This is a genomic window from Streptomyces albiflavescens (genome assembly GCF_014645835.1).
Taxonomy (GTDB): domain Bacteria; phylum Actinomycetota; class Actinomycetes; order Streptomycetales; family Streptomycetaceae; genus Streptomyces; species Streptomyces albiflavescens.
Genome location: NZ_BMMM01000020.1, coordinates 126,376 through 143,794 on the forward strand (window position 1 = coordinate 126,376; position 17,419 = coordinate 143,794).

Annotated in this window: 14 protein-coding genes and 3 pseudogenes; 3 read left to right on the forward strand and 14 right to left on the reverse strand. The window is 70.8% G+C overall.

Going from position 1 to position 17,419, the window contains the following annotated elements; genetic code table 11:
* Positions 1-14 precede the first annotated feature (14 nt).
* The 3 genes from IEY95_RS39780 to IEY95_RS39790 form a co-directional block, all read right to left on the reverse strand.
* Positions 15-1,271 carry an ABC transporter substrate-binding protein gene (locus IEY95_RS39780; RefSeq protein WP_189191109.1) on the reverse strand — a complete coding sequence of 419 codons (1,257 nt, stop codon included), beginning with the start codon at positions 1,269-1,271 and terminating at the stop codon, positions 15-17.
* Between the two features lie 164 nt (positions 1,272-1,435).
* A complete protein-coding gene (locus tag IEY95_RS39785; protein ID WP_189191110.1) occupies positions 1,436-3,262 on the reverse strand; it encodes an AMP-dependent synthetase/ligase in 1,827 nt (608 codons plus the stop codon).
* Between the two features lie 338 nt (positions 3,263-3,600).
* Positions 3,601-5,085, reverse strand: coding sequence for an MFS transporter (locus IEY95_RS39790; protein WP_189191111.1), 1,485 nt, complete (start codon positions 5,083-5,085; stop codon positions 3,601-3,603).
* A gap of 112 nt (positions 5,086-5,197) precedes the next feature.
* Between IEY95_RS39790 and IEY95_RS39795 the strand changes: the two genes are divergently transcribed.
* Entirely contained in the window at positions 5,198-6,178 is a 981-nt protein-coding gene (locus IEY95_RS39795; protein ID WP_189191112.1) for an Lrp/AsnC family transcriptional regulator, read from the forward strand.
* 55 nt (positions 6,179-6,233) lie between these two features.
* On the opposite strand, the gene IEY95_RS39800 is transcribed toward IEY95_RS39795, so the two are convergent.
* Complete coding sequence (locus tag IEY95_RS39800) at positions 6,234-6,767, reverse strand: GNAT family N-acetyltransferase (RefSeq protein WP_189191113.1); 534 nt, start codon at positions 6,765-6,767, stop codon at positions 6,234-6,236.
* 77 nt (positions 6,768-6,844) lie between these two features.
* The gene (locus tag IEY95_RS39805; protein WP_189191114.1) at positions 6,845-7,711 is read right to left on the reverse strand and encodes a LysR substrate-binding domain-containing protein; all 867 of its coding nucleotides are present in this window, start codon (positions 7,709-7,711) and stop codon (positions 6,845-6,847) included.
* 136 nt (positions 7,712-7,847) lie between these two features.
* Here IEY95_RS39805 and IEY95_RS39810 point away from each other — a divergent pair, with 136 nt between their 5' ends.
* A complete protein-coding gene (locus IEY95_RS39810; RefSeq protein ID WP_189191115.1) occupies positions 7,848-8,897 on the forward strand; it encodes a bile acid:sodium symporter family protein in 1,050 nt (349 codons plus the stop codon).
* On the opposite strand, the gene IEY95_RS39815 is transcribed toward IEY95_RS39810, so the two are convergent.
* The 5 genes and pseudogenes from IEY95_RS39815 to IEY95_RS39835 form a co-directional block, all read right to left on the reverse strand.
* Positions 8,830-10,068, reverse strand: coding sequence for a DUF5005 domain-containing protein (locus tag IEY95_RS39815; protein WP_189191116.1), 1,239 nt, complete (start codon positions 10,066-10,068; stop codon positions 8,830-8,832). The two genes, IEY95_RS39810 and IEY95_RS39815, sit on opposite strands and share 68 nt — an antisense overlap.
* 10 nt (positions 10,069-10,078) lie before the next feature.
* Positions 10,079-11,989: a sialidase family protein gene (locus IEY95_RS39820; RefSeq protein WP_189191117.1), complete on the reverse strand. Its 1,911-nt coding sequence runs from the start codon at positions 11,987-11,989 to the stop codon at positions 10,079-10,081.
* A gap of 118 nt (positions 11,990-12,107) precedes the next feature.
* Positions 12,108-12,860: a collagen-like domain-containing protein gene (locus IEY95_RS39825; protein WP_189191118.1), complete on the reverse strand. Its 753-nt coding sequence runs from the start codon at positions 12,858-12,860 to the stop codon at positions 12,108-12,110.
* Complete coding sequence (locus IEY95_RS39830) at positions 12,857-13,129, reverse strand: hypothetical protein (protein WP_189191119.1); 273 nt, start codon at positions 13,127-13,129, stop codon at positions 12,857-12,859. The genes IEY95_RS39825 and IEY95_RS39830 overlap by 4 nt, the downstream gene beginning before the upstream one ends.
* Before the next feature lie 236 nt (positions 13,130-13,365).
* A pseudogene (locus tag IEY95_RS39835) lies at positions 13,366-13,877 on the reverse strand (zinc-binding dehydrogenase); the annotation flags it as partial.
* Here IEY95_RS39835 and IEY95_RS51115 point away from each other — a divergent pair.
* Positions 13,874-14,002: pseudogene (locus IEY95_RS51115) on the forward strand (MarR family transcriptional regulator); the annotation flags it as partial. The pseudogenes IEY95_RS39835 and IEY95_RS51115 overlap by 4 nt on opposite strands.
* 100 nt (positions 14,003-14,102) lie before the next feature.
* Here the strand turns inward: IEY95_RS51115 and fdhD are convergent.
* From fdhD to IEY95_RS39855, 4 genes and pseudogenes are all read right to left on the reverse strand, one after another.
* Positions 14,103-14,966: a formate dehydrogenase accessory sulfurtransferase FdhD gene (fdhD, locus tag IEY95_RS39840; RefSeq protein ID WP_189191120.1), complete on the reverse strand. Its 864-nt coding sequence runs from the start codon at positions 14,964-14,966 to the stop codon at positions 14,103-14,105.
* 7 nt (positions 14,967-14,973) lie between these two features.
* Positions 14,974-15,108 (reverse strand): annotated as a pseudogene (locus IEY95_RS39845) (2Fe-2S iron-sulfur cluster-binding protein); the annotation flags it as partial.
* 35 nt (positions 15,109-15,143) lie between these two features.
* Complete coding sequence (locus tag IEY95_RS39850; RefSeq protein WP_189191121.1) at positions 15,144-16,199, reverse strand: molybdopterin oxidoreductase family protein; 1,056 nt, start codon at positions 16,197-16,199, stop codon at positions 15,144-15,146.
* Complete coding sequence (locus IEY95_RS39855) at positions 16,196-17,167, reverse strand: 2-dehydropantoate 2-reductase (RefSeq protein ID WP_189191122.1); 972 nt, start codon at positions 17,165-17,167, stop codon at positions 16,196-16,198. The genes IEY95_RS39850 and IEY95_RS39855 overlap by 4 nt, the downstream gene beginning before the upstream one ends.
* Positions 17,168-17,419: the final 252 nt, after the last annotated feature.

A 17,419-nucleotide genomic window follows, 5' to 3' on the forward strand; every position in this document is an offset into this window, starting at 1 on the left:
CCCTTCGGAAGCCGCTACTTGAAGGGAATGGGCGAGTAGCACTTGAAGGGCGCCGACACGACGTACTTCCCGCCCTTGAGCTGGACGAGCGCTCCGCAGCCGAACGACTCCTTCCGCCCCCTGGGTTCGGCGCGGTCGCCGACCATCGTGCCCTTGTCGGAGAAGGCGCCCGCCGCCTTCTGGAAGGACGCCACCGTCAGGTCCTTGCCCGCTTTCTCGGCGATGGCGAGGAAGAGGTCGGCCGACATGTATCCCGTCATCATGTGCATGTTCAACGGGACGTCCTTGCCCGCGGCCTTCGTGATGTCCTCCTTGAACTGCCGCATCGCCGGGCTGTCCTGTTCGAACGGCTGGAACGACAGCAGGATGTGCACCCCGTCGAGCGCCTTCTTCGTCGCGCTCTTGGCGAGCAGCGACGGGTCGTAGTCGGTGGGATCGGTGAGGACGCCGTCGTATCCGGTGCGCTTGAGCGCCGTGAACAGGCCGATGTTGTACGGGGTCTGCATGACGGAGACCACGGCGTCGGGGGCCTTGCCGCCGTCGCTGCGCAGGATCTCCTTGGTGTATGCCGACCAGTCGCTCGGTACGGCGCCCGCCGGTACGGACGACTTGGCGAAGGTCACGTCGTAGCCCGCCGAGGCGAAGCTCTGCTTGTAGGTGCGGATGGCGAAGGTGCCGGCGTCGCTGTCATTGGCCAGGATCGCCACGGACTTGCCCTGCGAGCCGCCCGTCACCTGCTTGAGCCCCTCCGGCCAGGTCTGCGAGATGGTGCCGCCGGGCATCGGCACCATGCAGCCGCCGAAGCCGTAGATGTACGTCGGCCCGCAGAAGGAGGGCAGGGTGCCCCAGCCGAAGGTCGGCACCTTCTGCTGCTGGAGGAAGTCCGCTCCCGAGAAGGTCGTCGAACTCATCGGCGCGATCGCGAACACCTTGTCCTGCTGGACGAGTTTGCGTGCCGCCGCGAGGTTCTTGGCCGGGTCCTGTCCGTCGTCCTCGGCGCCGAGGTAGTCGATCTTCCGGCCGTTGACCCCGCCCTCGGCGTTCGCGCGGTCGAAGCGGGCCTTCGCGCCGAGGTCGGTGTCCTTCTTGGAGTACCCGGTGGCGGTCGTCATCGAGACGATGCCGCCGACCTTGATGGAATCGTCGGTCACTCCACGTACGGAGCTTCCTGCCTTGTCCGAACTTCCGCCGTCGGCAGCCGAGTTGCAGGCGGTAGTGGCGAGCAGCAGCGCGGCCACGGCGGCGGTGATGGTGCGGATCGGTCGCGACACGTCGGTCCCCCTCCGTCGGGTGACCGAAAGTCTCGGTTGAATCTGACGACCCGTCAATATCTGACGCGTCGGTAAGTGATGAGCCGTCAGGTATTGCTCGGGTGAGCCGTCAGGTATTGCTCAGGTAGCCGTCAGGTATTGCTCAGGCCGCATACAGCCATTGCTCAGGCCCGGTACAACGCTTCGACCTCCGTCGAGTACGCCTTCTCGATCGCCTTCCGCTTCAGCTTCAGCGAAGGCGTCAGCAGCCCGTGCTCCTCGGTGAACTGGTGGGCCAGTATCCGGAACGTACGGATCGACTCGGCCTGCGAGACCAGCGTGTTCGCGGCCACCACCGCGCGCCGCACCTCGGTCTCCAGGTCGGGGTCGCGCACCAGCTGGGCGGCGGACAGCTGCGGCTTGCCGCGCATCTGGAGCCAGTGTTCGACGGCTTCGGAGTCGAGGGTGACGAGTGCCGCGATGTACGGCCGGTCGTTGCCGACGACGATGCACTGGGCGACCAGCGGATGGTCGCGCACCCGCTCCTCCAGGATCCCCGGCGAGACGCTCTTGCCGCCGGAGGTCACCAGGATCTCCTTCTTGCGCCCGGTGATGGTGAGATAGCCGTCCTCGTCGAGGGAGCCCAGGTCACCCGTGGCGAGCCAGCCGTCGTGCAGGGTGGCGTCGGTGGCCTTCTGGTTGTTGAGGTAGCCCTGGAAGACGTTCTCGCCGTGCAGCCAGATCTCGCCGTCGTCCGCGATGTGCACGGTGGTGCCCGGGATCGCCTGGCCGACGGTGCCGAACCGGGTCCGCTCGGGTGGGTTGGCGGTCGCGGCCGCCGTGGACTCGGTGAGCCCGTACCCCTCGTAGATCGAGACGCCCGCGCCGGCGAAGAACAGTCCGAGCCGGCGGTCCATCGCCGAGCCGCCCGACATCGCGTGCTTCACCCGGCCGCCCATCGCGGCGCGCACCTTGGAGTAGACGACCTTGTCGAAGAACTGGTGCTGCATGCGCAGGCTCGCGGAGGGGCCGGGTCCGATGCCCCAGGCCTTCGACTCGACCGCGTCCGCGTAGCGCACGGCGACCTCGACGGCCTTCTCGAAGGGGCCCGACTTGCCGTCCTTCTCGGCCTTGCGGCGGGCGGCGTTGAAGACCTTCTCGAAGATGTACGGCACGGCCAGGAAGAAGGTCGGCTGGAACGCGGCCAGGTCCGGCAGCAGGGCCGCCGCGTTCAGCTGTGGCTGGTGCCCGAACTTGACCTTCCCGCGGAACGCCGCGACCTGCACCATCCGCCCGAAGACATGCGCGAGTGGCAGGAACAGCAGCGTGGCCGCCTCGTCGCCGCGCTTGGAGTGGAAGACGGGCTCCCAGCGTTGGATGACGGTGTCCGCCTCGAACATGAAGTTGGCGTGGGAGATCACACAGCCCTTGGGGCGGCCGGTGGTGCCGGAGGTGTAGATGATCGTCGCGGTCGACTCGGGCGTGACCGCGCGCCGGTGCCGGTGGACCACCTCGTCGTCGATGTGCGCGCCGGCCTCGTACAGCTCCTGCACGGCGCCCACGTCGAGCTGCCACAGCTGGTGCAGCTGAGGCAGCCGGTCGACGACCGTGGCGATCGTCATCGCGTGGTCCTCGTGCTCCACCATGACGGCCGACACCTCGGCGTCGTACAGCATCCAGAAGACCTGCTCGGCGGAGGAGGTCGGGTAGATGGGCACGACCTGGGCGCCGATCGTCCACAGGGCGAAGTCGAAGAGCGTCCACTCGTAGCGAGTACGGCACATGATCGCGACCCGGTCCCCGAACCGGATCCCCTGGGCGAGCAAGCCCTTGGCGAGCGCGAGCACCTCGTCGCGGAACTCGGCGGACGTCACATCGCGCCACTGCCCCTGCTCGTCCTTGCGGCCGAGAGCGATGTGCAGTGGGTCTTCCAGGGCATGGTCGAACACGACGTCGGCAAGGCCGCCCACCGGCGGCGCCGACGCCAACGGAGGGTTGGTGAACTCGCGCAATCCCGCTCCTTGTGGCGCTCCGCACAGCGCCGTGAAAGCTACCCCACCCGGCCGCCTGGCGGGAGGGGGGTCGGATCGCCGGGGGGCACGGCATATCCAATGGTCAGCCTTGGAAATGCCCTCACAAGGGGAAGGGCGGGACAGAATCCCTTACGGTTCCGTAAGTTTCTGGCCCGTAATCTCCACGGAATCTGTACGACCCGATGACTGTGCGCGGGCCCCCGGACACCAAATGTGGAACTTCTGCTTCCGGACTCCGTGCCGCCCCGGGAGGCCCTGTGCGAAAGGTGCCGAGCCGGTCCTGGTGGACCCGGGACCGGCTCGGCACCCTCGCGGCCTCACCGGCGAGACGCCGTCACCGTCTCGGCCGATGGCACGGCCTCGCTCACCGCAGGACGCGGTGTCCGCACCAACATCACTACCAGCGCACCCGCGATCATCCCCGTCACACCCGCCGCCACCGACGCCGCGTCGATCCCCGATGCGAAGGCGGCCCGCAGCGCGTGCTCCGACAGCGTGCCCCGCAGCGCCCCGGCGCCGCCGCCGGCCAGCGTGTGGGCCGCGTCGTGCGACAGCGTGTCCTGCATGCGGGAGGTCAGCACCGTGCCGAAGACGGCGACCCCGAGCGCGTAGCCGAGCTGGCGGACCGTGTTGACCGCGCCGCCCGCCATACCCGCCCGCTCCGGCGGCACCGCGGCGAGCGCGGCGCCGGCGATCGCGGGGGAGACGAGCCCGGTGCCGATCCCCACCAGCACCAGGCCCGGCACCAGCGCCGTCCAGCCGGTGCCCGCGTCCAGCACGGCCTGGCAGAACACGCCCGAGCCGATCAGCAGCAGCCCGCCGCCTATCGTCAGCCGCGCCGGAACCCCGTGCAGCAGCTTCCCGGCCAGGATCGCGACCACCACCGAGGCGCCCGTCATCGGCAGCAGCGTGAGCCCACCGCGCACCGGGCTCATGTCCAGCACCGTCTGCATCCAGATCGACAGATACGGGATGACACCGAACGCCGCCCCGTTGAAGGCGAGCGCACCCACCATCACGCCCACGAACGCGGGCTTGCGCAGCAGCGACAGATCGAGCAGCGGATGGGCCACCCGGCGCTCGACGAGGACGAACGCGAGCAGTGAGAGTGCCGCGAGCGCGAACGAGCCCGTCGTGACCGCCGACGTCCAGCCGTCGGACCCGGCCCGCACCACCCCGTACGTCGTCGCCCCCGCGAAGCCCGCGAACGCAGCCGTGCCCGCCCAGTCGATGCGCATGCCGCGTGGACCGCGCGACTCGGGCACCACCTTCAGCGTGAGCCACACCGACGCCACGCTCACGGGCAGGTTCACGAAGAAGATCCACCGCCAGCCGGGCCCCTCGGTGAGCAGCCCGCCGAGCACCGGCCCGACCGCGGCCGCGCTGCCGCTGACCGCGCCCCACACCCCGAGCGCCGCCGATCGCTGTCGCCCCTGGTAGACCGAGCCGAGCAGGGGCAGTGTCGTCGCGAACATCGCCGCCGCGCCCACGCCCTGCAGTCCGCGCGCGGCGACCAGCATCCCGGGCCCGGACGCCAGCCCGCACAGCAGCGACGCCACCGCGAAGAGCGCCACGCCCGCCACGTGCACCCGGCGGCGGCCGAGGATGTCGGCCGCGGCCCCGACCCCCAGCAGCAGTGCGGCGAGCGCGAGCGCGTACCCGTCGATCACCCACTGCAGATCACTCAGCGACGCGTGCAGCGTCCGCGCCATGTCCGGCAGCGCGACGATCCCGATCGTCACGTCCAGCAACAACATGAACGTGCCCAGGCACACCGCCGTGAGCGGCCCCCATGTACGCATGTCTTCAACTCCTTGTGTCACCGATGCGTATGCCTCCGTACGATGAGGTCGTGCCGGATGATCGGAGCGGTTGCCGACGTCCGATCGACGGAATCCGACAAGAGCAGGCCTCATGGAGATGGAATCCCACACTTTCGACAAGCTCGATCTGCAGCTGCTGGCGGCGCTGGAGCTGGAGGGCCGGGCGCCCTTCAGCCGGATCGCGGCGGTGCTGGGCGTCTCCGACCAGACGATCGCGCGGCGCTACCGCAGGCTGTGCGCCGAGGGCGGGCTCCGCGTCGTCGCCGTCCGGGACGCCCAACGGCTCGGCCAGGACCAGTGGATGCTGCGGCTGCGCTGCGCGCCCGACAGCGTCGAGGCCATCGCGGAGGCGCTGGCCAAGCGCCCCGACACCGCCTGGATAGGGCTCGCCTCGGGCGGTACCGAGGTGGTGTGCATGACGCGCCCGCGCAGCCCCGATGACCACGACGACCTGCTGCTCGGCAAGCTCCCGCGCACCCCGAGCATCATGGAGATCCGCGCCCACCAGCTGCTGCATCGCTTCTACGGCGGACCCAACGGATGGCTCGGCAAGTTCGCCGCGCTGACTGACGACCAGATCGCCGCGCTGCGCCCCGAGCCGACCGACACCACCGGTCCCGCCCGGATCGGCCCCGAGGACGAGCCGCTGGTCGCCGCCCTCGAGCGCGACGGACGCGCCGGCTACCCCGAGCTCCAACGGGCCACCGGCCGCTCGGAGTCCGCCGTCAAACGCCGGCTGGCCGGGCTGATCGCCTCAGGGGCGATGTACATCGACACCGAGTACCACTCCGAGATCCTCGGCTACCCCCTCGCCGCCTGCCTGTGGATCACGGCCGCTCCGGCCGCGCTCCACTCCGTCGGCCAGGCCCTCGCCACCCACGACGAGGTCGCCTTCGCCTCCGCGACAGCGGGTTCCTCGAACATCGTCGTGACCGCCGTCGTGCGCGACACGGCGGGCCTCTACACCTACCTGAGCGAGGGACTCGGCCGCCTCGAAGGCGTGCAGCACGTCGAGACGACGCCCTTCCTGCGCCGGGTCAAGCAACTCACGTACACGAAGCCGGCACGGTAGACGTCCGGCGCGCTGTCACGCTCGCGCAGGTGCCGGCGGAGCGTGTGGGAGAGCCCTAAGCCTGGAACTCTGTGAGATCGATCCCGTACACCCGCAGATCGTGCCCGGTCTCCATGTCCCGCGTCGTGCTCTCCGCCCCCATGCCGAGTTTGCCCAGCACGTTCGCGGACGCGGTGTCGCTCGCCCGGCATACGGCGACGACCCGGTCGAGACCGCGGTCCTGGAGCGCGAACTCGAGCGTGGCCTGCGCCGCCTCCGACGCGTACCCCTGCCCCCAGAACGCCCGCCCCAGCCGCCAGGCGATCGCCACCTGGCCCGCGACCTCGGGCGGGGAGTCCGGAACGTACAGGCCCACCGCTCCGGCCAGCTCTCCGGATCCGAGGAGCTCGACGGCGAAGATCCCGAATCCCTCCTCGTCCCATTCCTCCTCCCACGCCTCGATGTCCTCGGCGGTCTCCTCCAAGGAGCGCGGCGTACCGTCGCCGACCCAGCGCATCACCTCGGGATCGGCGTGGATCTCGGACAGGGGGACGAGGTCGTCATCCAGCCAGCGGCGCAGGAGAAGACGGGGGGTGCGGATCTCGCTCATGGCCCCATCCTGCCCTTTTGCTTCCTTTCAGCGCTCACCGCACCGGGCGTCAGCCCCCGCTGCCTGGCGTTGAGGCGTCAAGATCTCCTGTGCAACCGGACCCCGCCACTCAGGACCGCCGCCGCCAGTGCGTCCGCGGCCTCCTGGGCGGAGGTCCGGCGCTGCCCGTGCACCAGGACGAAGTCGACCTCGCCGAGTTCCGGCAGTCCCGCCCGCTCCGGTACGCGGACCAGCCCCGGCGGGACGAGTCCGCGGGAGTGGGCCATGACGCCCAGGCCCGCGCGGGCGGCCGCGATGAGGCCGTTGAGGCTGCCGCTGGTGCAGGCGATGCGCCATGGGCGGCCCTGGCGCTCCAGGGCTTCCAGGGCGAGGGCGCGGGTGATGCCCGGGGGCGGGTAGACGATCAGGGGGACCGGGCGGTCGGGGTCCAGGCGCAGCCGTTCCGCGCCGATCCACACCAGGCGGTCGTGCCAGACGAGCTCGCCGCGCGGATCCTCGGGCCGCCGTTTCGCCAGCACCAGGTCGAGCCTGCCCGCCGCGAGCCGCTCGTGGAGCGTGCCGGACAGCTCGACCGTGAGCTCCAGGTCCACCTCGGGATGGTCGTACCGGAAGCCCTCCAGGATCTCCGGCAGCCGGGTGAGGACGAAGTCCTCGGACGCGCCGAAGCGCAGCCGGCCGCGCAGCCGTGTCCCGGTGAAGAACGCCGTCGCCTGCTCCTGCACCTCCAGGATCCGGCGCGCGAAGCCGAGCATCGCCTCGCCGTCCTCCGTGAGCTCCACGGAGTGCGTGTCCCGGGCGAACAGCTGCCGCCCGGCGTTGTCCTCGAGACGGCGGACGTGCTGGCTGACCGTGGACTGCCGCAGCCCGAGACGCCGCGCGGCCCGGGTGAAGCTCAGGGTTTGGGCCACCGCCAGGAAGGTACGCAGCTGCGACGGGTCGTACATGGTGTCACGTTATCGCGAATCGCAATGACAGTCAGAGCAGTATGACGGATTCCCGATTGCGGGCCGGAGGAGGACGATGGAGAGGGCACGACCCGACCTCGTACGACGACGCACAGAACCGAGTAGTGGAGCACCGTTGAAACGCCTGCAATGGCCGAGTTGGATGCCGATCGACCCGTACATCCTGCTGTTGCTCGGGACGGTGGGCCTCGCGGCCCTCTTCCCGGCGCGGGGTACGGGCGCCGATGTCGCCTCGGGTGGGTCCACGGCCGCGATCGCCTTCCTGTTCTTCCTCTACGGAGCGCGCCTGTCCACACGTGAGGCGGTCGAGGGGCTCAAGCACTGGCGGCTCCACGGCACGGTCCTGGCCTGCACTTTCGTGGTCTTCCCGCTGCTCGGCCTCGCCGCTCGCGGCCTCGAGCCGGTCTTCCTGACGCACAACCTGTACACCGGCCTCCTCTTCCTCACCCTCGTCCCGTCGACCATCCAGTCGTCGATCGCGTTCACCTCGATAGCGCGGGGCAATGTGCCCGCCGCGATCTGTGCGGGCTCCTTCTCCTCGCTCGCGGGCATCGTGATCACCCCGCTGCTCGCGGCATCCCTGCTGGGCAACAGCGGCGGCGGATTCTCCGCGCACGCGCTCATCAAGATCGTGCTGCAGTTGCTGGTGCCCTTCGTCGCCGGGCAGGTGCTGCGCCCGTGGATCGGCGGATTCGTCACGCGGCACAAGAAGGTCCTCGGATACGTCGACCGCGGCTCGATCCTGCTCGTCGTCTACACCGCGTTCAGCGAGGGCATGGTGCAGGGCATCTGGCACCAGGTGAGCCCCGTCAGGCTGGCCGGACTCCTGGTCGTCGAGGCCGCGCTGCTCGCCGTGATGCTCACGCTCACCTGGTACGGCGCGAAGGCCCTGCGCTTCAACCGTGGGGACCGGATCGCGATCCAGTTCGCCGGTTCGAAGAAGTCCCTCGCCTCCGGGCTGCCCATGGCCAGTGTGCTGTTCGGCGCGCACGCCTCGCTCGCCGTGCTGCCGCTGATGCTCTTCCATCAGATGCAGCTCATGGTGTGCGCGGTGATCGCCAGGCGCCGTGCCCACGACCCCGAGGCCGCCGAGACGCCTACGACCCCGGTCCCCCCAGTCGCAGAGTCACGAATCGCGGTCGGTACAGGGAGACGTTCCGGCTGAGGTTCGCCTGCGCCGCGGCGCCCGTCGCGTCCAGCCAGTTGACGTCGTAACTGAGCACGATCCGGTCCCCGTCGCTCAGCTCCGGGTGCGCCTGCGGGTTGTACGCAGCCACGTCGCCCTGGGGCAGCGACGGGCTGAAGCTCCGGGTGGGCCCGTGCCAGGGGCCGGTCGGCGAGCACGCCCAGTACGAGGTGATCGTCGTCAGGCCCGCGGTGCCGGCCGCCATGGTGAACAGCACGTACGTGCCGCCGTCGCGCACCACGGTGAACGCGCTGCCCACGCCCGTGCGCTGCCCGTCCCCGAGCACCGGCGCCGGACGCGCCCGCACCGTCCACCCCGAGCCGTCCCAGTACTCCCAGGCCCCTGGTTCGGCGAGCCTGCCGCGCGGCACCCGCGCGACGTACGCCTTCGACGCGGGGCGCGAGGCGGCCTGCCCGTCGTCGCCGCCGAAGACGTAGGTCCAGTCGCCCTCGTCGACCGCGGAGGTGCCGAACAGCACCCGCTGGGAGGCGTCCGGAACGGAACGCTGGTCCAGGACCGTGGTGATGCCTTGGAGGCGCAGGTCCGGCAGCGAGAGCGTGGCGACCTCGGTCGAGGTGGGCACACCGTAGATCCAGGGGGCCTGGCCCGTGGTGCGGGTCCACATCAGGACGCGTACGACCTCTTCCGAGGAGCCGGGGGAGCGGGGCTCGACGCGGGCAGCCACCGGCCAGCGCCACTGCCCCGGACCCGGGTCCGGGAACAAGGGCGCGGGAAGTGTCGTCCGCAGACGGCCCTCGCGGGACATCACGACGGCCGAGTTGCGTACGAGGGGCGCGCTGGTGTCGCGCCAGGCGTACGACTCTCCGACCGGGTTCGGCGGCCCGTGCACCAGGCCCAGATAGGTGTCGGAGAACAGCCACAGCACCCGCCCGTCCGGCAGCCGCACCGAGTGGGTGCCGTCGCCGCCGGTCCAGTCGTCGGTGCGGCCGGCGTCGTCCCCGTACCGGGCGAACTCGCCGGTGAGCCTCGCGTCCGCGGTCCAGGACCTGAGCGTACGAGCCGTGCACGCGCCGCCGCCCTCCCGGTCGTGGTCCGGGAGGGCGGTGAGCAGCACGGCCGCGCAGACCAGGGCCAGCAGGATGCCGAGCCCAGTCCCGTTCTGCCGTCGTGCTCGTGTGTCGTCGGGCACGGACGGGACGTTAGTGGCCTCCGCCCACATGGTCCATGGGCAGCCACAGGACGGAGTCCTCCGTCTGCGCGGTCTGCCCGGGCGCCGTGGCCAGCTCGTCGTCGCTCAGCGCCCGGTCGTAGACGCGTACGTCGTCGATCGCGCCGGTGAAGAACGCCCGGCTGTCCATCCGTTGTCCGATGTGCACCCCGAACGGCGAGTTGCGGCTGACCGATCCGGGCACATCGGCGGTGCTGACCGTCGTACCGTCGACGAACAGCGTGAGCTGTCTGCCGCCGCGGCGCAGCGCCAGATGGTGCCACTGGCCGTCGTTGTACGCGCTCGTGGTGCGCACGGACGCCGATGTCGGGGCCGAGGCGCCGTTCCTCGTGGTGATCAGCCCGGTGATCCGGTGGGACGCGGGCTCGCCGCGCACCCACACCTGCGGCTGCGTCGTCCCGATCCCGCCCATCCACAGCAGCGGCTGCTCACCGGTGGTGGCGGTGTAGCGGAACCACAAGGACGCCGTGAAGTCCTTCGTCCCGAGCGGCAGCCGGTCCTGATAGGGCAGTCGTACGGCGTCGTCCACGCCGTCGAAGGCGAGCGCGCCGCCGAACACGCCGTCCGTCTCCTGGGCGCCGCCGAGGACCGCGGCCCGCTTGGTGCCCGGGGCGAGGTCGGCCGTCGTCGGGTCCGGGCCACGGCGTGGCTTGAGCCAGTCCTCGGTGAAGCGGGCGAAGCGGATCTCGTCGCGCGCGTCGACCGCGCCGCCCTCATACATCAGACCCACGGTGTCGCCTTCGACGCGGACCATGTCCGAGTACCCGGACCAGTCGGTGGTGACGACCGTGCCGCGGTCCACGCTGTCCCAGGTGCGTCCGCCGTCGTACGAGGAGCGGATCATCATCGTCCGGCGGCGATCGGGGTCGCCGGGGCAGGACAGCAGGATCCGGTCGCCGAGGCGCAGGGTGGAGCCCTGGACCTGGGGTGCGTAGAGGTCGGGGACGTCGCGGAAGGGGGTCACGAAGCTGTCGCCGCCGTCGCGGCTCACGGCCTGCGTGCGGTGGCCGAGGTCGGTGCCGTCCTGCTCGCGCCCGCTCACGAGGACGGAGCCGTCGGTGCGTTCGGTGAGCGCCATCTCGGACGGCTTCTGGCGGAAGGTGCCGTCGTCGGCGATCGGCCACGAGTCGGTCGCGCCGATGTCCCAGTGGTCTCCGCCGTCGTCACTGGTGATGAGCGCGGCGTTGTTCGCCGTGACACGACTGCCGTTCCACGTCTCGGTGTTGACACCGAAGACGAGCCGTCCCGCGTGTCGGCCCCGGGTCAGCTGGATGCCGTGCACGGGTCCGGTGGCGTACCAGGAATTCCAGTTGGCCGGGAGGATCTCGTCGCTCAGGTCGCGCGGCTGAGACCAGGTGAGGCCGTCGTCGTCGCTGTACTGCAGATGCGGGGTGCGGTCGCAGGGCACGGAGCAACTCGCGCTGTCCGTACGGCCCGTGTTGTATGTCTCGGCCAGCACGATGCGGCCGGTCTCGCGGTCCACGATGGGCGCGGGGTTGCCGTGCGTGTCGCCGCCGCCCTCGTTGACGACCTGGAGGGGGCCCCAGGTGCGGCCGCCGTCGGTGGAGCGCTTGACCACGATGTCGATGTCGGCCGCGTCCCCGCAGTTGAGGACTCGCCCCTCGGCGAACGCCAGCAGTGTGCCCTCGGTCGTCTTCACGACGGCCGGGATGCGGAAGCAGGCGTAGCCGGGATCCTGGGAGGCCTTGAAGAGCACCTGTTGCTCGAACTCGCCCGTGGCGGAGACCTGTTCGGCTCCCGCAGGACTCGGCAGCGCGAGCAGCGCGGCGGTGGTGAGTACGGCGGTGAGAACGGCGGTGAGGGTGGATCTGAGACGTCTTTGAGGAGTGAATTTCAGACGTGTGCGGAGACTTGACGGCATGGTGCGACCTGCCCTTCATGCGTCTGGGCAATCCGGATACTCTGGACATCCCACGTCCAACGTTCGCGTCACAGACGCTACTTGGGCTCTCAGGCACCCCACAAGAAGGGTGCACCGGTCATGTTCCTGCCGGTTCGCGTCGGCGCCGTGGGGGCGGCAGCACCGGAAGTACGGCCGCGGGCTGGGGAGTTGGCGCCGGGCCCGCTCCGCTCCTGCGGCAGACCAGGGCGTCGGGGTCGTTCGCGGGCGCCTGGAGCGTGTAGCCGTCCGGACAGGTGGGTCCGGGGTCGCCCTTGGGGCCGACCGGACCGGAATCGCCCTTGTCGCCCTTCACGCCCGACGCACCGGAGGAACCCGGTTGCCCTGGGTATCCCTGATCGCCCTGAGGGCCGGATGGCCCTGCCGGGCCCGGCGAGCCGTTCGCGCCCGGCACTCCCGAGGCGCCGGGCGCGCCGGGCGCGCCGGACGGCCCCGGGGGACCCGGTTCGCCCCGCGCCCCGCGCTGCCCGGTGGCACCCGCCTTGCCGCCCGCTCCCCGCTCGCCCTTCGCGCCGGGAGCTCCGGGCGATCCGGGCGATCCGGCGGGCACACGCACCCGGTCGATGAGGTTGTCCACGGCCTCGGAGGGGTCCGGGGCCGCCGGGGTGCCGCCGTCGGCCTCCACCTGGGCGCGTAGCGCGCGCACGTCCTCCGCAAGTGTGGAGAGCGCCTTGCCGCGCCGGTCCGCCTCCGAGCGCAGTGCCTCGGCCCTGCGGTCTCCGGCGTCGATGCGCGCCCACAGGATCACCGCGATGCCGGAGAGCGCGATCAGAACGCAGACGAGAAAGATGCTGCGCCAGCGCAGGGCGAGCAGCCGCTTGAGCCCGTTCATGGCGCACCTCCGAGGCGGTGGATGTCGAGGCGCAGCCGGGCGATCTCCGACTGGTCCGCCGCGCGCAGCGAGGACAGCTCGTTGATGCGCGAGTCGCGTTCGGCGACCTGGCGTTCAAGGCGGTCGCGCTCGGACTGCAGCTTGTCGGTGAGGCTGGAGTAACCGTTCAGGGCGTTCTCGCCCCGCTTCCCCAAGTACGCCACGACGGCCGCGCCCAGCACGCCCGCACAGGCCAATGACGAGCCGAGCAGGGTGGTGCCGACATCCAAGTAACTGCCTCCTACCCGGACGACGGGCCGCGGACGTGGCCCGATGGAACTCGCCAGAAGTAACGAGCCCGGGCGCCTGGGGATGTGCGGACGTCGTCCAGGTCCGGTACTCCGGACGGGTGGTGACGGAGGGTCACGGATCACGGGCGCTGTATCACCTCGCCGTCCATCGGCGGCCGGCCAGTACCGCCGTGCCGTCGTTCGGTCAGCCGCGGCGCCACCGGGCCGTCCATGGGTCAGGGCCGCAGCACCACTTTGCCGAGGTTGCTCCGCGACTCGATCGCCTCGTGCGCCTTCGCGGCGTCCTCCAGTGCGAACTCCCCGTGCACGGCGGGCTTGAGCGCGCCGTCCCCGAACAGCCGCCACAGCTCCTGCCGCCACCGCTCGTACAACTCCGGCTCCCCGCGGGCGATCCGTGCCATCTGGAAGCCGATCACCGACTTGGCGCCCACGAGCAGGTCGTACGCCTGGACGGTCCCGCCGCCGAGCTGTACGCGACCAGCCGTCCGCCCGGAGCGAGCGCGGCGACGGCCGGGGTGAGCAGGTCGCCGCCGACCGCGTCGAGGGCGTAGTCGACGGCGCCGAGCGCGACCAGACCGCTGCGGACGAGGGCGACCGCGTCGACGGCGCTCGCGTTCTCGGGGACGGGCGTGGCCATGGCTTCGAGCAGGGGCGCGCAGTCGGCGTACCCGTGCCCGAAGCAGAGCCCGACGACGCGGTCGCCCGCGCTGAAACGGGTGACGCCTGAAACGCTGCGAAACGGCGGCCCGTGAGGCGAACGACACCCTGCTGGCGCCGCTCTCGGCGGCCGAGCGGGAGCAGTTCATGGCCTTGCTGACGCGAATTTCCGGCACGGAGCCGCCGGCGGGCTGAGGCGGCGGGCCCAGGCGCGGCAGGGCAGAGGCGGGGCTCCGTCGGCGCAGGGGGCGCTCCCCGCCGTTCGGAGCCCCGCCGCCGTGTCGCGGGGAGCCGGTCAGCCCTGGGGGGCTGCGGCCCGCAGAGCGATGCGGTGCTCGCCCGCGTACACGTTCATGGAGGCGCCGCGCAGGAAGCCGACCAGGGTCAGGCCCGTCTCCGCGGCCAGGTCGACCGCCAGGGACGACGGGGCCGAGACCGCCGCGAGCATCGGGATGCCCGCCATGACCGCCTTCTGCGCCAGCTCGAAGGAGGCCCGCCCGGAGACCAGCAGGACCGTCCGGGAGAGAGGGAGCGTGCCGTTCTGCAGGGCGCGGCCGACGAGCTTGTCGACCGCGTTGTGCCGGCCCACGTCCTCCCGTATGTCGAGGAGCTCGCCCTCCTCCGTGAACAGCGCCGCCGCGTGCAGGCCCCCGGTCCGGTCGAAGACCCGCTGGGCCGCCCGCAGCCGGTCGGGGAGGCTCGCGAGCAGCTCGGGTTCCAGCCGCACCGGGGGTGTGGTGTCGCCCGCCGTGTCGTCGATCTTCCAGCGGGCCGTCGTACGGACCGCGTCCAGGCTCGCCTTGCCGCACAGGCCGCAGGAGGACGTCGTGTACACGTTGCGTTCGAGCGTGATGTCGGGGATGACGACGCCGGGCGCCGTCCGCACGTCGACGATGTTGTACGTGTTGGAGCCGTCCACGGTGGCGCCCGCGCAGTACACGATGTTCTGCAGCTCGTCGGCCTCGCCGAGCACCCCCTCGCTGACCAGGAAGCCCGCGGCGAGCGCGAAGTCGTCGCCCGGTGTGCGCATGGTGATGGCGAGGGGTTTGCCGTTGAGGCGGATTTCCAGTGGTTCCTCGGCGACGAGCGTGTCCGGGCGGGTGCTCACGGCCCCGTCCCGGATGCGGATCACCTTGCGTCGTTCCGTGACTCGTCCCATGTCCTGATCAGCCCCGGTTCTGTACGTGCTGGTGGCCGAATCGGCCCTTGCTGCGGAGGTTGCCGTGGGCCACCGGGCCGTCGTACGGCGCGGTGACCTTCACGATCTCATTGTCCTGCACGCGCAGGGTGAGGTCGCGGCCCGCTGCGCGGTGGAAGGGCAGGTCCATGTCCGGCCTCAGCTCCGCACCGCCGCGACGGGCAGCTTCTCGATCCGGATCGCCGAGGCCTTGAACTCCTCCGCCCCCACGATCGGGCAGTTCACCTCGATCGTCGGCGGCTCGATGTCCGCTTCGTCCGAAAAATGCAGGGTCGTGAACGCCAGCCCGGGCGGCAGCGCCGTGTCCACCCACACCGGCACCACCATCGAGCCACGCCGTGAGCGGACCTGGACCTTCTCGCCGACGACCACGCCGTAGTGCTCCGCGTCCTCGGGACACAGCTCGACACACTCGCCGCGCCGCAGCGGCGACGCGGAACTGCCGCTCTGCGCACCGGTGCCGTACGAGTCGAGGCGGCGCCCCGTGGTGAGCCGGATCGGGTACCGCTCGTCCGTCAGGTCGACCGGTGGGTCGTGCCGGACGAGTCGGAAGGGCGTGCGTGGATCCCGCCCGCCCGGCGACACCCGCTCCGTCGGGCTCGGCCCGTGCTCGTGCCCGGTCAGCAGGGACAGATTGCTCACCGCGCCCGCGGTGTCCGTGCCGTTGTGGTGCTTCGTGCCGTTGTGGTGCTCCGTGCCGCCTGGTGCCCAGCACAGCCGGGCGCGCTCGTCGCGGGCGTACGCGTGCGCCAACTCCCTTATGGCGGAGGCCGGTACGCCCGTCACCTTCTCGGCGAGCGAGGGGGTCCAGGGCTCGACGAGTTGCCGGTACTCATCGAAGCCGGTCGTCGCCCTTTCGATGTGGGCGTGGTCGGCGAGGCCCGCGCGGATGATCTCCCGGCCGATCGCGTGAGCCATCGGGATGTCGGTGCCGGCGTTCGGTGCGAGCCGGTTGTGGGAGTACGTGTTGTCCATGCCCATGACGACACGTGCGAACTTCCCTGCCACATGGTTCATTTCACTCCTCGCATCAGCGCCGGAGAACATTCCGAAGGTGCCGCGCGCCCGGCTCGGCCCCTGGGCGAGGCGGGTCGGCGCCTTGTCCCATGCGGTCTGCCGGAAGCGCTCGTCGCGCGAGTCCGGGACCGGCGGGTGTTCGAGCCGGGCGTAGGCCTCCGGGGTGTGTCCGCTCATGCCGCGGTGCGCAGCGCGAGCAGATCCGAGATGGCGTGGACGGTTCGGAGCGTCGGTACCGGGACCTCGGTGATCTCCGCCAGCTCCACGACGGCCGCGAGCAGCACGTCGAGTTCGAGCGGTTTGCCGCGCTCCAGATCCTGGAGCGTGGAGGTGCGGTGGTCGCCGACGCGCTCGGCACCGGCAAGGCGCCGCTCGATGGAGACGCCCACCTTGCAGCCGAGGGCCTCCGCGACCGCCAGCGTCTCGGTCATCATGATCTCGATGACCTTGCGGGTGCCGCCGTGCAGGCACATCTGCCGCATCGTCGCGCGGGCCAGCGCGCTGATCGGGTTGAAGGAGATGTTGCCGAGCAGTTTGAGCCAGATGTCGTTGCGCAGGTCCTGCTCGACCGGACACTTGAGACCGCCCGCCTGCATGGCCTCGCTGAACGCCTGACAGCGCGCGGAGTGGGAGCGGTCGGGCTCGCCGATGGAGAACCGGGTGCCTTCGAGATGGCGTACGACGCCGGGTTCTTCCAGCTCGGTCGCGGCGTAGACCACGCAACCGATGGCCCGTTCGGGCGCGAGCACCGCACTGACCGCGCCGTCCGGGTCCACGCTCTCGACGCGGTGGCCGTCGTGCGGGCCGCCGTGCCGGTGGAAGTACCACCAGGGGATGCCGTTCTGGGCGGCGATCACCGCCGTGGTGTCGTGCAGCAATGGCTCGATCAGCGGCCCGCACGCCGCGTACGAGTTGGCCTTCAAGCCCAGGAAGACGTAATCGACGGGCCCGATCTCGGCCGGGTCGTCGGTGGCGTGGGCACGCGCGGTGAAGTCTCCGCGCGGGCTGAGGACTCTGACTCCGTGCTGCCTCATGGCCGCCAGATGCGGTCCACGGGCGACGAGGTGCACATCGGCGCCTGCGCGGTGCAGCGCGGCGCCGACGTAGGCGCCGATCGCACCGGCGCCGAGAACGGCGACTTTCACTGTGTGGCGCTCCGTTCGGTCGAGGGTACCGAGGAACTGTCGAACTCTGTCGACGAAATATTGTCTACAGGATGGAGCCGGCGGCAGCAAGGGTTGGGTCGCACTCGGGCGGCCTTTCGTGCGACGTTCAGGAGATCGTTCGCCCTGCTCCGACGACCGTTCGCCCGGCTGCGTCGACCGTTCGTCGCGCCAGGGGTACCGCTCATCGCATACGGTCGACCAGTTTCGGTCGCGCGGGTTCCCCATCGGGCA